A 14,055-nucleotide genomic window follows, 5' to 3' on the forward strand; every position below is an offset into this window, starting at 1 on the left:
TTCGTCTCGACAACAATTAATCGTCGAGGAAGCTACGCAGTACTTCTGAGCGGCTTGGGTGACGCAGTTTACGCAGCGCCTTGGCTTCGATCTGACGAATACGCTCACGCGTTACATCAAACTGTTTGCCAACCTCTTCCAGCGTGTGGTCGGTGTTCATATCGATACCGAAACGCATACGCAACACTTTCGCTTCACGCGCGGTCAGGCCAGCCAGCACGTCGTGAGTCGCTGAGCGCAGGCTTTCCGAAGTAGCGGAATCCAGCGGCAGCTCCAGCGTGGTGTCTTCGATAAAATCGCCCAGATGCGAATCTTCATCATCACCAATCGGCGTCTCCATAGAGATTGGCTCTTTAGCGATTTTCAGCACCTTGCGGATCTTATCTTCAGGCATCAGCATACGTTCAGCCAGCTCTTCCGGCGTCGGTTCGCGACCCATTTCCTGCAGCATCTGACGCGAAATACGGTTGAGTTTGTTGATGGTCTCAATCATATGCACCGGAATACGGATGGTGCGCGCCTGGTCAGCGATAGAGCGGGTGATAGCCTGACGAATCCACCATGTGGCGTAAGTTGAGAACTTATAACCACGACGGTATTCAAACTTATCAACGGCTTTCATCAGGCCGATGTTGCCTTCCTGAATCAGATCGAGGAACTGCAGACCACGGTTGGTGTATTTCTTGGCGATAGAGATAACCAGACGTAAGTTTGCTTCAACCATCTCTTTCTTCGCACGACGCGCTTTCGCTTCGCCGATAGACATGCGACGGTTGATGTCCTTCACCTGCTCGATGGTCAAGCCGGTTTCTTCTTCGATCTGCTGCAGTTTGTACAGCGAACGATTCACATCATCTTCAACTTCCAGCAGCTTCTCAGACCACGGCTTGTTCATGGCCAGCGCGGCTTTGAACCAGCTTGGGTTGGTTTCGTTGCCGGTAAACAGCGTGATGAAGTTTTTCTTCGGCATTTTGCACAGTTCAATACACAGCTTCATGATCAGGCGCTCTTGCGTACGCACGCGCTCCATCATTTCACGCATATTGTTTACCAGGTAGTCGAACTGCTTCGGTACCAGGCGGAATTGCTTGAACACTTCAGAGAGGTTCTGGATTTCGGCTACGGCGTCAGCATGGCTGCGGCCTTTGGCTTTGATGACGGTGCGCGTGGTTTCGTACTGCGTGCGCAGGTCGCCAAACTTCTCGCGAGCCAGTTCTGGATCGATTGAGTTATCGTCATCAGAGCTGTCGTCATCGTCTTCATCTTCTTCTTCGTCGTCATCACGGTCTTCCTGCGATAACTCAGAACCGACGTTGGTGGCGGTCGGCGCGATATCTTCTTCTGCGTTCGGATCGATGAAACCGATGATCAAGTCAGACAGGCGAGCATCGCCCGCTTCTACGCGATCGTACTGATCGAGCAGATAGGTGATCGCTTCCGGATATTCGGCTACAGAGCATTGGACCTGGTTGATACCGTCTTCGATGCGCTTAGCGATGTCAATTTCGCCTTCGCGCGTCAGCAGTTCAACGGTACCCATTTCGCGCATGTACATGCGCACCGGGTCGGTGGTACGGCCAATTTCAGATTCAACACTGGATAAAACCTGAGCGGCGGCTTCTGCGGCATCTTCGTCAGTATCGGAGCTGTTTTCATTCAGTATCAGATCATCAGCATCAGGCGCTTCTTCAACAACCTGAATACCCATGTCGTTAATCATCTGGATGATGTCTTCGATCTGATCGGAGTCGACGATATCTTCCGGCAGATGGTCATTGACCTCAGCATAGGTCAAATAGCCTTGCTCCTTACCACGGGTGACAAGTAGCTTAAGCTGTGACTGCGGGTTTTGCTCCATAAGACGGTATCCACACTTCTGTTAATTAGATTGGTGTCGGTCGGCGGCGAAAGCCAACAATAACAGTGAAGGCGTTGTGTTTTTGCCGCTGCCTACATCGCGGCCAGGGCCTTTGCCCTTCTATAATCGGCACTTAAGCCGCTTGTGTTCTTTCCGGGCCTGGCTTCAAGGCCAACAGCCCTAATATGTTGATGTTTCCGGCTTCGCTTATCGCGTCTATAAATCCGGAAATCACTGCGCCAGAATGCCGTTTTTAACCTACTTGCGGTTCTGACCCAGTTAAAATCTTATTTTTTCGCTAATGCCTGGCTTAGAGCCCAGAACTCGCGGCGTTCGATGGCGCTAAGGCCTTCCGTTCGCTCACGTGCGATAAGCGCTTCAAGGCGCTGTTCGAGCGCGGAATCGTAAATGCTTGCCAGTGAATCCTGGAACACTTCTTCCGCCTCTTCATCCACTATCATGTGGTTCCAGGTGGCCAGTGTTTCAAGGGGCTGGCTAAAATTTGTTCCGCGATATAACTCTAGTAGCTGTCCGGTGGTCAGGCCAGGATTCTCTGTACAACGACTGACTAACTCCACAAATAGCGGTAAACCCGCCATTTTTGACTGCTCCAGTCCATCCAGTGTAGGCACGATGGAGGCAAATTGCGGATTCTGCACTAATAACGCGATCAATACGCGCATGGTGGTGCGTTTTAACGCTGGTGCCGTTGATTTACCCTCTTCGGAATTTTTTTTCAGCCCTAAATTTCTTAATGCCTTTTCGTACTGAGGGTCGTAGAGCATTCCTAAGCTATTGCCGAGCATCACATTCAATGAGTCGCGCAAACTACCTTCTGGCACTTGATCAATCATAGGTTGAGCAAGCGTGGACAGTTTGGCTTTGCCATCGCGCGTACTCAAATCCACTTGCGGCATCAGGCTGTCAAACAGAAACGTGGAGAGCGGTGTAGCCTGCTCCATCCGCGCTTCAAAGGCTTCTTTGCCCTCTTTGCGTACCAGCGTGTCCGGATCTTCGCCATCGGGCAAAAACATAAAGCGTAGCTGACGACCATCATTCATGTAAGGCAATGCGGTTTCGAGCGTACGCCATGCCGCTTCACGTCCGGCGCGGTCGCCGTCGTAACAGCAAATCACGGTATCCGTTGAGCGGTAAAGCAGCTGAACGTGTTCAGCAGTGGTCGAGGTACCCAGCGATGCAACGGCATAATCGATGCCAAACTGCGCCAGCGCCACCACGTCCATATAACCTTCGACAACCAGCAAACGCGTGGGTTGCGGATGATTTTTCTGCGCTTCATAAAGTCCGTATAACTGGCGGCCTTTATGGAAAATCGGCGTTTCAGGCGAGTTCAGATACTTCGGCGTATCGTTGCCCAGCACGCGACCACCAAAACCAATCACGCGGCCACGCTTATCGCGAATAGGGAACATCACACGATCGCGGAAGCGATCGTAGGTGCGGCCTGAGTCATTGCTGACCAACATGCCTGCTTCCATCAGCGATTCGCGATCGTCTTTCTGCTGCCCAAAGCGCTTCAGTGCATTATCCCAACCGGCAGGCGCATAGCCGATAGCGAAGTGATCAATCACTTCCTGGCTAAGACCGCGCGTGACGAGATAGTTCTGTGCAGATTGCGCTTGTGGATTACGCAGGCTCTGTTGATAGAAGCCGTTCAGGCCATCCAGCAACTGATAAAGACTTTGACGTTGATGGCGTTCCATCTGGCTAGGACCATTGCCCGCTTCATACGGCACTTCTAAGCCATGAAGCGTGGCCAGCTCCTCAACGCTCTCAACAAATTCCAGACGATCGTGATTCATCAGGAAGTCGATGGCGTTGCCTTTGGCGCCACAGCCGAAGCAGTAATAAAACTGCTTCTCACCGCTTACGGTGAAAGAGGGGGTTTTCTCGTTATGGAAAGGACAGCACGCGTGATAGTTCTTACCCTGCTTTTTCAGCTTAACGCGGGCATCGATAATATCCACGATGTCCGTGCGGGCAAGTAAGTCGTTGATAAATATGCGTGGAATTCGTCCAGCCATAAGCCCCGATTTTTCAGCTCATAAACGACAACAAGCCGCGCTTCCTTTCGGAAAGCACGGCCTTTTACTTGACTCTGTCTGCGTTTATCACGCGGCGGAAGCAAGCTTCCGCAAGAAATTAGTACAGACGAGTGCGGCGTGCGTTTTCGCGAGCCAGTTTCTTGGCATGACGCTTAACTGCAGATGCTTTAGCGCGCTTACGCTCAGTGGTAGGCTTCTCGTAGAACTCACGGCTACGAACTTCTGCCAAAACACCTGCTTTCTCGCATGAACGCTTGAAGCGACGCAGTGCTACGTCGAACGGCTCGTTTTCACGTACTTTAATTACCGGCATGTAACTCTTACCTCGATAAAATTCGGTTTTTGCTGCTGACTGCGGCGCCAGCACATTTCAAAATGGTGCAGCATTTTACTCCAGCCGCGGCCGACTTGTAAAGCACCATGTATAATTTAGAACCAACAGGGGCATATGCCATCGCGGCTGCCGGTTTTTTCAGGCCGTGGAGTATAGCGCACTCTTTGTGCGACAGAAAAACACTTTTTCAGGGGCAAAGTCTCTGGCGTGAGAATTGCCTGTGTTACACTGCGCGCCGCACGAAGAGGGTGATAAAAGCTATGCGAGTTCTGGGTATTGAAACGTCCTGCGATGAAACCGGCATCGCGATCTATGACGATGCGTCCGGTCTGCTGGCAAATCAACTATATAGCCAGGTGAAACTGCATGCCGATTACGGCGGAGTGGTGCCGGAACTGGCATCGCGTGACCACGTCCGTAAAACCGTGCCGCTGATTCAGGCGGCACTGAAAGAAGCAGGCCTTGAACCACAACAGATTGATGGCGTTGCCTACACTGCCGGGCCTGGATTGGTCGGCGCGCTGCTGGTTGGCGCCACCATTGGTCGTGCGCTGGCGTTCGCCTGGAATGTGCCGGCGGTGCCTGTGCATCACATGGAAGGGCATCTTCTGGCGCCAATGCTGGAAGAGAATCCACCGGAGTTCCCGTTTGTTGCGCTACTGGTTTCCGGCGGACATACACAATTGATCAGCGTGACCGGAATTGGTGAATATACCTTACTGGGCGAATCGATTGACGATGCGGCAGGCGAAGCGTTCGATAAAACCGCCAAGCTGTTGGGGCTGGATTATCCCGGCGGACCGATGTTGTCGCGTATGGCGCAGCAGGGCACGCCAAACCGTTTCCGCTTCCCACGGCCAATGACCGATCGTCCGGGGCTGGATTTTAGCTTCTCCGGCCTGAAAACCTTTGCGGCGAACACCATTCGCGAACATCAGGGCGACGAGCAAGCGCGCGCGGATATCGCTCGCGCGTTTGAAGATGCGGTGGTTGATACCTTAATGATTAAGTGCAAGCGTGCGCTCGAGCAGACCAGCTTCAAACGTTTGGTGATTGCGGGTGGCGTCAGCGCGAACCGCACGCTGCGTGAGCGCATGGCTGAGATGATGCAAAAGCGTGGCGGCGAAGTGTTTTATGCACGCCCTGAGTTTTGCACTGATAACGGCGCGATGATTGCTTACGCTGGCATGGTGCGCCTCAAAGGCGGCACCAGTGGTGGACTCGGCGTCAGTGTGCGACCGCGCTGGCCGCTGTCTGAATTACCCGCCATCTAAAACGAAAAAACCGGCCTCGCGCCGGTTTTTTTATTTCTTCTTTTTCCGCTTCCAGATCTTATTTTCCTGACCGCGCCACAGGCGCTGGATGTTGTCGTGGTGCCGCAACAGAATCAGGCACGAGAGCATCGAAACGGGGAAAGTGAATTGCGGTTTGAACCACCACACGTAAAACGGCGCGATCAGCGCACTGACAATCGCGCCGAGCGATGAATAGCCGCTGAGTAGCACCGTCAGCAGCCAGGTGCCGGTCATTAATCCCGTCAAATCCCAGCCAATCGGCGCAATCGCACCAAAGGCGGTCGCCACGCCTTTACCGCCGCGAAAACGAAAGAACACCGGATAGATGTGGCCCAGACAGGCGGCAATCGCCGTGAGGCCAAGATAGAGCGGGGCAACGTGCAGCAGATAAGCGATCCACACTGGCAGCATGCCTTTTGCCACATCGAAAATCAGCACTGCGGCAGCGGCGGCTTTGCCACCAATGCGTAAAACGTTGGTCGCGCCAGGATTGCCTGAGCCTTGCGAACGCGGATCGGGTAAACCAGCCAGTTTACAGACCAGTATCGCACTGGAAATCGAGCCGCAAAGATACGCGAAAATAATCATACCAAGCGCGATAGCACTCATAGCGTCGTACCGTTCCTTTTGGGTCGTTTTGTTCTCGATAAGCGTGGATAATACGCATAATCCGCCGGAAGTGGTATCCGGCTTAGCCAAAAACAGAGACTGACATCATGGATATCGTATTTATCGAGCAGCTTACCGTGTTCACGACTATTGGCGTTTACGACTGGGAACAGGGCATGCAGCAGAAGCTGGTGCTCGATGTCGAAATGGCGTGGGACAACCGTCAGGCCGCGGCCAGCGACGATGTGAATGATTGCCTGAGCTACGCCGATGTCACCGAAGTGATCCTCAATCATCTGCAAGGTCAGCGTTTTGCCCTGGTTGAAAGGGTGGCAGAAGAAATCGCCGATCTGTTGATGAATCGTTTCAAAACCCCCGGAGTACGTATAAAGGTAGGCAAACCGGGCGCTGTAGCCCAGGCGGCCAGCGTTGGCGTGCGTATTGAGCGCGGGACTATTCCGAAATAAAACTTCCGTGATTGCCATCACAATGAAACCAAACCAAATTATGGTGTGTCTCACTTGAGGCCGTTGCGCTAACGAGCAGGAAGTTACCGAATTTCTTAAGGTTTCCTTCAGCGTGACGCAGGCATAATTTCAGGCGGTAGCCCTTTGCGACCGCCTTTTTACTGTTTAAAACGGATAGAGGAAATATTTTGATGGCAGACATTCACCAGCTTTGGGTAGCTGCAATCCTGGGGGTTGTAGAAGGCCTCACGGAATTCCTGCCGGTCTCTTCCACGGGCCACATGATAATTGTTGGTCATCTGTTGGGTTTTGAAGGCCAGACCGCTGAAACCTTCGAAGTTGTAATTCAACTCGGTTCCATCCTCGCTGTGGTCGTGATGTTCTGGCGCCGCCTGTTTGGTTTGATCGGCATTCACTTCGGTGAGGTCAAACATGAAGGTGTCGGTACAGGTCGTCTGACGCTGATTCATATTTTGTTGGGTATGGTGCCGGCGGTGGTGATTGGCTTGCTGCTGCATGACCAAATCAAAACGCTGTTTAACCCGATCAACGTGATGTATGCGCTGGTGGTTGGTGGTGTGCTGTTGCTGGTGGCGGAATACTTCAAGCCTAAGCAACCTAAAGCAGTTGGCGTTGACGATATCACTTACCTGCAAGCGTTTATGATTGGCTGCTTCCAGTGTCTGGCGCTGTGGCCGGGCTTCTCGCGCTCAGGTGCGACGATTTCTGGCGGTATGCTGATGGGCGTGAGCCGTTATGCGGCGTCGGAGTTCTCGTTCATTCTGGCGGTGCCGATGATGATTGGTGCAACCGGACTGGATCTCTACAAGAGCCTCGGCTTCCTGACAATGCAGGATTTCCCGATGTTTGCCGTCGGTTTTGTCACCGCCTTCGTTGTGGCGCTGCTGGCAATCAAAGTGTTCCTTGAGCTGATCAAGCGTATTTCGTTTGTCTCTTTCGCTATCTACCGCTTCATTGTTGCGGCCGTGGTTTACGCCATCTTTATGTAAGTCATCCCGCGCGGCCGGTTACACTGGCCGCGCGTTAATCAATTCCGCCTGCAGCACCGCAACACGCCGACGCGTCAACTCTTCCCGCACTTCTGCCCCTTTAAAGCCTGCTGCAACCACATCTTTGGTGGGTACCGCTTGCGCCAGCGCAAACGCCTGACGCAAATAGTCGCCTTGCGGATAAGCCATGCTTTCCAGGCCCGCACGCCCGCGCGCATCCGCTTCGCTGGTCAGCGCCATTTTCTCCACGCGATCAGGCTTACGCCAGGCATCGATACGATCAAAAAGCGCGATTAATGCGTCCGCTGACTGGCGCTCAATGGTGTGCACCACGTCATGGAATTCGGTCACCACTAACGCCAAATCACGCACCTGATTCGGCACACGCAGGCGCTGGCACAGCGCTTCAACAATCGGCACGCCCGCGAGGCCATGACCATGATGGCTCGGCCATTTTTCCGGTGGCGTCAGCGCTTTACCGACATCGTGGAACAACGTAGCGAAACGCACATCAAGTTGATCCGAGAGCGCGGCGGACATCGCCAGCGTCATCAGCGCATGGATGCCGGTATCAATTTCAGGATGCCATTTGATGGGCGCCGGAATGCCATACAGGTTATCGATTTCCGGGAACAGCACCTGCAGCGCGCCGCAGTCACGCAGCACCTGGAAATAGACCTGTGGATTGCGCGTCAGCAACGCTTTTTCCGTCTCTTTCCACACGCGTTCTGCGGTGAGATGCGCCAGTTCGCCGCTGACGGCCATTTCGCGCATCAGCGCCTGGGTTTCATCGGCAATACGGAAATTCAGATGGGCAAAGCGGGCGGCGAAACGCGCCACGCGCAGAACACGCAGCGGATCTTCGTTAAAGGCGGCGGATACATGGCGCAGCTGGCGTTTTGCCAAATCGCGCTGACCGCCATAAGGATCAATCAGCTCACCACTGTCGCTTTGGGCGATGGCATTGATGGTGAGATCGCGGCGCTGCAGATCTTGCTCGAGCGTGACATCCGGCGCGAACTGCGTCACAAAACCGGTGTAACCGTTGCCGCTTTTGCGTTCCGTACGCGCCAGCGCATACTCTTCACGGCTGCGCGGATGCAAAAAAACCGGAAAATCCCGGCCAACCTGCTGATAACCTTCCGCCAGCATCGAATCTGGCGTCGCGCCTACAACCACCCAATCTCTATCTTTTACCGGCAAACGCAGTAAGGCATCGCGCACTGCGCCACCGACCAGAAACGTCTTCACTCAACCACTCCAGAGGCAAATCAGAAATTGCGTGCTGAGCACGCTTGTTACTTTATTGTTGCATACTTTGGCTAAATATCGGGCACGCCAAAAAGGGCATCTTACGATCCCCTTAAATAAAAGAACAAATCTGCGTGGCGCGTTAGTTCATCCAGCGATCGTTTTTCTTGCGACGCGGCACCATATGCGGCAGCAACAGACCCAACAGCAGACCAACGCCCAGCACGCCGCCACCATACATAAACCACTGCATGATGATGGTGCGCTGCTTGTCATCCAGCTGCACGTTGGCGGCACTCACTTTCTTCTGCGCGACAATCAGCTCATTTTTCAGCTTCTGATTCTCGGCTTTCAGGCCATCAATGGTGCCGTCGCTGTTGGCGACTTTGTTTTGCATCTCGGAAGTGCGCTGATTCCAGCTGTTATCGATATTCGCCAGCTTAGCCGTCAGGTCTTTAACCTGCTGCTCCAGCTGCGGCACGCGGGTACGCAGGCTGGGATTGGCGCTCAGCTGCGACAGTGGAATCCAGTTGGTTTTGCCTTCTGCATCACGAATCTGACCATATTGAGAATCGTTATTGGTCTGCAGCAAGGTGACTTCCTCTCCGGCGTTCAGCTTACCGATCAGGCGATATTGATCGCCCGGACCGCTGCGCACCCAAGTGGATAATTCATCGGAGATGTAACGCTTTTCGTCAGCAGCATGAGCAGGCGTGATGGCGCTGAAAGCCAGCAAAGAAAGGGCAGCAAGTGTGATTTTTTTCATTCGATGTCGTTTTTTCTTAATGGCGTAAAATTACCGGCACAGTCTGGAGACGCTTCTCAAAAATCTGAATGAGAACTATCCTGGTCTCAATCCGGTGCGAAAAGGGTCGTAAAAGCACAAGAAAGCGGAGACAGCGGGCTTCCGGTGCATTACTCTTCGCCAGATTAAACTCGTAAGTGCCAGCAGCGTATTGAATAAAAAATTATGACCATCGAAATCGAATTAAAGTTCATTGCTACACCGCAAGCCGCCGAAAAACTGGCTGAAAAGCTTGCCGCGTGGCCACATCAGCACTTCGCCGCGCGCGAGCTGACCAATATCTATTATGAAACCGACGACAACCAACTGCGTCGTTGGGACATGGGCCTGCGTATTCGTGGCGTTGACCAACGCTATGAAATGACACTGAAAGCTGCCGGTAAAACCGTCGGCGGCCTGCATCAGCGTCCTGAATATAATGTTGATCTCACCGAGCCGCAGCTGGATATCGCGCGCCTGCCAACCGAGATCTGGCCGCAGGACACCGATATCGCCGCACTGCAATCGCGCCTGCAGCCGCTGTTCAGCACCCATTTCCAGCGCGAAGCCTGGCTGGTGCAATTTGGCGACAGCGAAATTGAAGTGGCGTTTGACCGCGGCGAAGTCGCTGCCGGTGAATTGAGCGAACCGCTTTATGAAGTTGAGCTGGAGCTCAAAAGTGGGCAGCGCGATGACATGCTGAAATTCGCTGAAGCGCTGGTTGCGATGGGCGGCTTGCGGCTTGGCAGCCTGAGCAAAGCCGCGCGCGGCTACCAGCTGGCGCAGGGTAATTTACCGCGTCCAATCCGTACGTTGCCGTTGCAGAAAATCGCCGCGAAAGCGTCGGTTGAGCAGGGCATGATTAATGCGATGACGGCGGCACTCAATCATTGGCAGTATCACGAAGAAGTGTGGCTGCGTGGTAATAAAGAGGCCAAAGCGGCGGTGATTGATGCGCTGGAAACGCTGCGTCAGGCGTTCTCACTGTTTGGCGCGTTGGTGCCTCGCAAGGCCAGCAGCGATCTGCGCCAGAAATTAACCCGTCAGGAAGAGTTGCTGGCCGATGAAGAGAATAATGCAGAAACCACGTGTTTCTCGTTGACCTCCGTTGAAGCCCAGTTAGCGCTTACTCACTGGCTGGTGGAGTCGCAGTGGCAAAACTGGCTCGACGACAAGAGCAAAAGTAAGCTGCAGGGATCGTTTAAGCGCTTCAGCGATATTATGCTGAGCCGCATCTCAGCCGATCTCCGTGAAACCTTCGTGGACGTGCAACTGTTCAATGAGTTTCAGGATAAAGCGACGCGCCTGAATCGTCAGTTGCTGGCGGTGAATCTGCTGGCGGGCGCTTATCCGGCGGAAGAGGTGAATGTTTGGCTGGAAGGCTGGCTGGAGTTACAGCACGCCATTCGCGTCAAACAGAATCACGGCTTAATGCAACTGGTGAATCTGGCGATTAAACCAGCGCCGTTCTGGCTTAATAGCGGAATCAAACGCTAACGAAAAATCCAATCAGGGAGAGAAGATGTTGTTACCGTTACCGGCGCTAATGCAGGCGCAGTTGGCTAATGTGGCAGAGCGACTTAATTTGCCACCCTCAGCGTTTACGCCAGAACAGGCGGGCGCGCTGACCTTTAGTGACTTTATCCTCGATAACCTGCAGCAGCATCCCGAATGGTGGCAGCATCTGCAACAGCAAGCGCCTGCGCCAGATGAGTGGCAGCACTATGCCAGCTGGCTGAAGGACGCGCTGCAAGCCGTTGATAACGAAACCTCCCTGATGCGCGAACTGCGTTTGTTCCGTCGTCACATGCTGGTGCGCATCGCCTGGATGCAGGCGCTGCAACACGCCACTACCGAACAAAGTTTGCAGCAACTCAGTACGCTGGCGGAAATTCTCATCGCTGCCGCGCGCGACTGGGTTTGGCAGGATTGCAGCCGTGATTTCGGTACGCCATGCAATGAAGCCGGTGAAGCCCAGCCGATGTTGATTCTCGGCATGGGTAAACTCGGCGGATGTGAACTCAATTTCTCATCTGATATCGATCTGATCTTTGCCTGGCCGGAAAACGGCGTTACGCAAGGTGGACGGCGCGAGCTCGACAATGCGCAATTCTTCACGCGCATGGGGCAGCGCCTGATCAAAGTGCTCGATCAGCCAACGGTGGATGGGTTTGTCTATCGCGTGGATATGCGTCTGCGCCCGTTCGGTGATAGCGGTCCGCTGGTGCTGAGCTTTGCAGCACTGGAAGATTATTATCAGGAGCAGGGCCGCGACTGGGAACGCTATGCGATGGTTAAAGCCCGCCTGATGGGCGACGATCATGGCCACTGGAGCCAGGAATTGCAGCAAATGCTGCGGCCTTTCGTTTATCGACGTTATATCGATTTCAGCGTGATTCAATCGCTGCGTAACATGAAGGGCATGATCGCGCGCGAAGTGCGTCGACGTGGCTTGAAAGACAACATTAAGCTCGGCGCTGGCGGCATTCGTGAAACAGAATTCATTGTGCAGGTCTTCCAGCTAATTCGTGGTGGGCGTGAGCGCTCACTACAATTGCGTTCCTTGCTCCCTACGCTTGAAGCCATTGGCGAGCTGGCTTTGTTAAGTCAAAAACAGATCGAGCATCTGCGTGAAGCCTATCTGTTCCTGCGTCGGCTGGAAAACCTACTGCAAAGTATTAATGACGAGCAAACTCAAACGCTGCCAGAGAACGAACTCGACCGCCAGCGCTTAGCCTGGGCGATGGGCGCGGCAGACTGGAACGCACTAATGGCGCAGCTGGAGCTGCAAATGGCCGGTGTGCGCGCCATCTTTGACGAGCTGATTGGCGACGATGCGCCAGATGTCGACGATCAGCCGCAGTTGGCAGAATTTGCTGGTTTGTGGCAGGACGCACTTGAAGAGAGCGATCTGATCCCAGTTGTGCCTCAATTGGACGATACGCAGCGTCACGCGCTTTACAACGCGTTGAACAACTTCCGCCAGGATGTGAGCCGCCGCACCATTGGTCCGCGCGGTCGTCTGGCGCTTGATCAGTTGATGCCGCGTCTGCTCAGTGAAGTCTGCCCGCGCGAAGATGCGGATGTGCTGCTGAACCGCCTGACACCGCTGTTGCTGGGCGTGCTGACGCGCAGCACTTATCTGGAATTACTTACCGAATATCATGGCGCGCTGCGTCATCTGATTCGCCTGTGTGCCGCATCACCGATGGTTGCCAGCCAGCTGGCGCGCTATCCGCTGCTGCTGGATGAGCTACTCGATCCCGCAACGCTTTATCAACCTACCGCGACCGACGCTTATCGTGACGAACTGCGCCAGTATCTGCTGCGTATTCCTACCGATGATGAAGAGCAGCAGCTGGAAGCATTGCGCCAGTTTAAACAGGCGCAGCATCTACGCATCGCCGCTGCCGATATTGCTGAAACGCTGCCCGTGATGAAAGTGAGCGATCACTTAACCTGGCTGGCAGAAGCGATTATCGAATCCGTGGTGCAGCAAGCCTGGCAGATGATGGTGCAGCGCTATGGTCGCCCATCGCATCTCACCAGCGACAACGAGCGCGGTTTTGCGGTTGTCGGTTACGGCAAGCTTGGTGGTTGGGAGTTGGGTTATAGCTCTGATCTTGATTTGGTGTTCCTGCATGATTGTCCGGATGATGCGGAAACCGATGGTGAGCGGGTCATTGATGGTCGTCAGTTCTATCTGCGCCTGGCGCAGCGTGTGATGCATCTGTTTAGTACGCGCACGTCGTCCGGCATTTTGTATGAAGTGGATGCGCGTCTGCGTCCTTCTGGCGCGGCGGGCATGCTGGTCAGTACTTTTGCTGCCTTTAACGAATACCAGCGCAGCGAGGCGTGGACCTGGGAGCATCAGGCGCTGGTGCGCGCGCGTATTGTGTTTGGCGAACCTGCGCTATGTGAACGCTTTGATGAAATTCGGCGTGGCATTCTTTGCCTGCCGCGTGAAGTCGAGACGTTGCAAAAAGAAGTGCGCGAAATGCGTGAAAAAATGCGTGCGCATCTCAGCAATAAACATAAAGGTCGCTGGGAAATTAAGACCGATGAGGGCGGTATCACCGATATTGAATTCATCGCGCAATATCTTGTCTTAGGGTACGCGGCCCATCAGCCAGCGTTGACGCGTTGGTCGGATAACGTCCGCATTTTCGAGTTAATGGCGCGTCACGGCATTATGCCGGATGAAGAGGCGCAGGCTTTAACGCATGCTTACGTCACGTTACGTGATGCGCTGCACCATCTGGCGCTGCAGGAATTGCCGGGCCATGTGGCAGCTGAAGCCTTTGTCGCTGAGCGCGCGGTGGTCGACAACAGTTGGCAGCGTTGGTTAAGCGGCACCGAATCTGACAGCGCGGAACAGTGA

11 protein-coding genes are annotated in these 14,055 nt (G+C 54.0%); 5 read left to right on the forward strand and 6 right to left on the reverse strand.

Going from position 1 to position 14,055, the window contains the following annotated elements; translation table 11 throughout:
- Positions 1-16: 16 nt before the first annotated feature.
- The 3 genes from rpoD to rpsU all read right to left on the reverse strand — a co-directional run bounded on the left by rpoD (position 17) and on the right by rpsU (position 4,237).
- Positions 17-1,858 carry an RNA polymerase sigma factor RpoD gene (gene rpoD / locus FHW71_RS14445; RefSeq protein ID WP_008103440.1) on the reverse strand — a complete coding sequence of 614 codons (1,842 nt, stop codon included), beginning with the start codon at positions 1,856-1,858 and terminating at the stop codon, positions 17-19.
- A gap of 287 nt (positions 1,859-2,145) precedes the next feature.
- The gene (gene dnaG, locus FHW71_RS14450; RefSeq protein ID WP_179452116.1) at positions 2,146-3,903 is read right to left on the reverse strand and encodes a DNA primase; all 1,758 of its coding nucleotides are present in this window, start codon (positions 3,901-3,903) and stop codon (positions 2,146-2,148) included.
- 118 nt (positions 3,904-4,021) lie between these two features.
- The gene (gene rpsU, locus FHW71_RS14455) at positions 4,022-4,237 is read right to left on the reverse strand and encodes a 30S ribosomal protein S21 (RefSeq protein WP_008103436.1); all 216 of its coding nucleotides are present in this window, start codon (positions 4,235-4,237) and stop codon (positions 4,022-4,024) included.
- 281 nt (positions 4,238-4,518) lie between these two features.
- On the opposite strand from rpsU, the gene tsaD reads away from it, so the two are divergent.
- The gene (tsaD, locus tag FHW71_RS14460; protein ID WP_179452117.1) at positions 4,519-5,532 is read left to right on the forward strand and encodes a tRNA (adenosine(37)-N6)-threonylcarbamoyltransferase complex transferase subunit TsaD; all 1,014 of its coding nucleotides are present in this window, start codon (positions 4,519-4,521) and stop codon (positions 5,530-5,532) included.
- Positions 5,533-5,562: 30 nt separating this feature from the next.
- Here the strand turns inward: tsaD and plsY are convergent, their stop codons facing one another.
- Positions 5,563-6,162, reverse strand: coding sequence for a glycerol-3-phosphate 1-O-acyltransferase PlsY (gene plsY / locus FHW71_RS14465; RefSeq protein ID WP_061720459.1), 600 nt, complete (start codon positions 6,160-6,162; stop codon positions 5,563-5,565).
- Between the two features lie 107 nt (positions 6,163-6,269).
- Between plsY and folB the strand changes: the two genes are divergently transcribed.
- Together folB and bacA are read left to right on the forward strand one after the other, a co-directional pair.
- A complete protein-coding gene (folB, locus tag FHW71_RS14470; RefSeq protein WP_008103431.1) occupies positions 6,270-6,629 on the forward strand; it encodes a bifunctional dihydroneopterin aldolase/7,8-dihydroneopterin epimerase in 360 nt (119 codons plus the stop codon).
- A 191-nt stretch (positions 6,630-6,820) separates the two neighbouring features.
- A complete protein-coding gene (bacA, locus tag FHW71_RS14475) occupies positions 6,821-7,639 on the forward strand; it encodes an undecaprenyl-diphosphate phosphatase (RefSeq protein WP_008103429.1) in 819 nt (272 codons plus the stop codon).
- A gap of 18 nt (positions 7,640-7,657) precedes the next feature.
- Here the strand turns inward: bacA and FHW71_RS14480 are convergent, their stop codons facing one another.
- Both FHW71_RS14480 and FHW71_RS14485 read right to left on the reverse strand, forming a co-directional pair.
- The gene (locus FHW71_RS14480; protein WP_179452118.1) at positions 7,658-8,890 is read right to left on the reverse strand and encodes a multifunctional CCA addition/repair protein; all 1,233 of its coding nucleotides are present in this window, start codon (positions 8,888-8,890) and stop codon (positions 7,658-7,660) included.
- Positions 8,891-9,032: 142 nt separating this feature from the next.
- A complete protein-coding gene (locus FHW71_RS14485) occupies positions 9,033-9,656 on the reverse strand; it encodes a TIGR04211 family SH3 domain-containing protein (RefSeq protein ID WP_008103426.1) in 624 nt (207 codons plus the stop codon).
- 204 nt (positions 9,657-9,860) lie between these two features.
- Here FHW71_RS14485 and FHW71_RS14490 point away from each other — a divergent pair, with 204 nt between their 5' ends.
- Entirely contained in the window at positions 9,861-11,171 is a 1,311-nt protein-coding gene (locus tag FHW71_RS14490; RefSeq protein ID WP_179452119.1) for an inorganic triphosphatase, read from the forward strand.
- A gap of 25 nt (positions 11,172-11,196) precedes the next feature.
- Entirely contained in the window at positions 11,197-14,055 is a 2,859-nt protein-coding gene (glnE, locus tag FHW71_RS14495; RefSeq protein WP_179452120.1) for a bifunctional [glutamate--ammonia ligase]-adenylyl-L-tyrosine phosphorylase/[glutamate--ammonia-ligase] adenylyltransferase, read from the forward strand.

The organism is Enterobacter sp. Sphag1F (assembly GCF_014193275.1).
Taxonomy (GTDB): Bacteria; Pseudomonadota; Gammaproteobacteria; order Enterobacterales; family Enterobacteriaceae; genus Pantoea; species Pantoea symbiotica.

Bases quoted from the DNA above. Each gene is read 5' to 3' on its own strand.
- FHW71_RS14485 (WP_008103426.1), bottom strand. From the start codon at position 9,656: ATGAAAAAAATCACACTTGCTGCCCTTTCTTTGCTGGCTTTCAGCGCC.
- FHW71_RS14490 (WP_179452119.1), top strand. From the start codon at position 9,861: ATGACCATCGAAATCGAATTAAAGTTCATTGCTACACCGCAAGCCGCC.
- rpoD (WP_008103440.1), bottom strand. From the start codon at position 1,858: ATGGAGCAAAACCCGCAGTCACAGCTTAAGCTACTTGTCACCCGTGGT.
- dnaG (WP_179452116.1), bottom strand. From the start codon at position 3,903: ATGGCTGGACGAATTCCACGCATATTTATCAACGACTTACTTGCCCGC.
- glnE (WP_179452120.1), top strand. From the start codon at position 11,197: ATGTTGTTACCGTTACCGGCGCTAATGCAGGCGCAGTTGGCTAATGTG.
- tsaD (WP_179452117.1), top strand. From the start codon at position 4,519: ATGCGAGTTCTGGGTATTGAAACGTCCTGCGATGAAACCGGCATCGCG.
- rpsU (WP_008103436.1), bottom strand. From the start codon at position 4,237: ATGCCGGTAATTAAAGTACGTGAAAACGAGCCGTTCGACGTAGCACTG.
- bacA (WP_008103429.1), top strand. From the start codon at position 6,821: ATGGCAGACATTCACCAGCTTTGGGTAGCTGCAATCCTGGGGGTTGTA.
- plsY (WP_061720459.1), bottom strand. From the start codon at position 6,162: ATGAGTGCTATCGCGCTTGGTATGATTATTTTCGCGTATCTTTGCGGC.
- folB (WP_008103431.1), top strand. From the start codon at position 6,270: ATGGATATCGTATTTATCGAGCAGCTTACCGTGTTCACGACTATTGGC.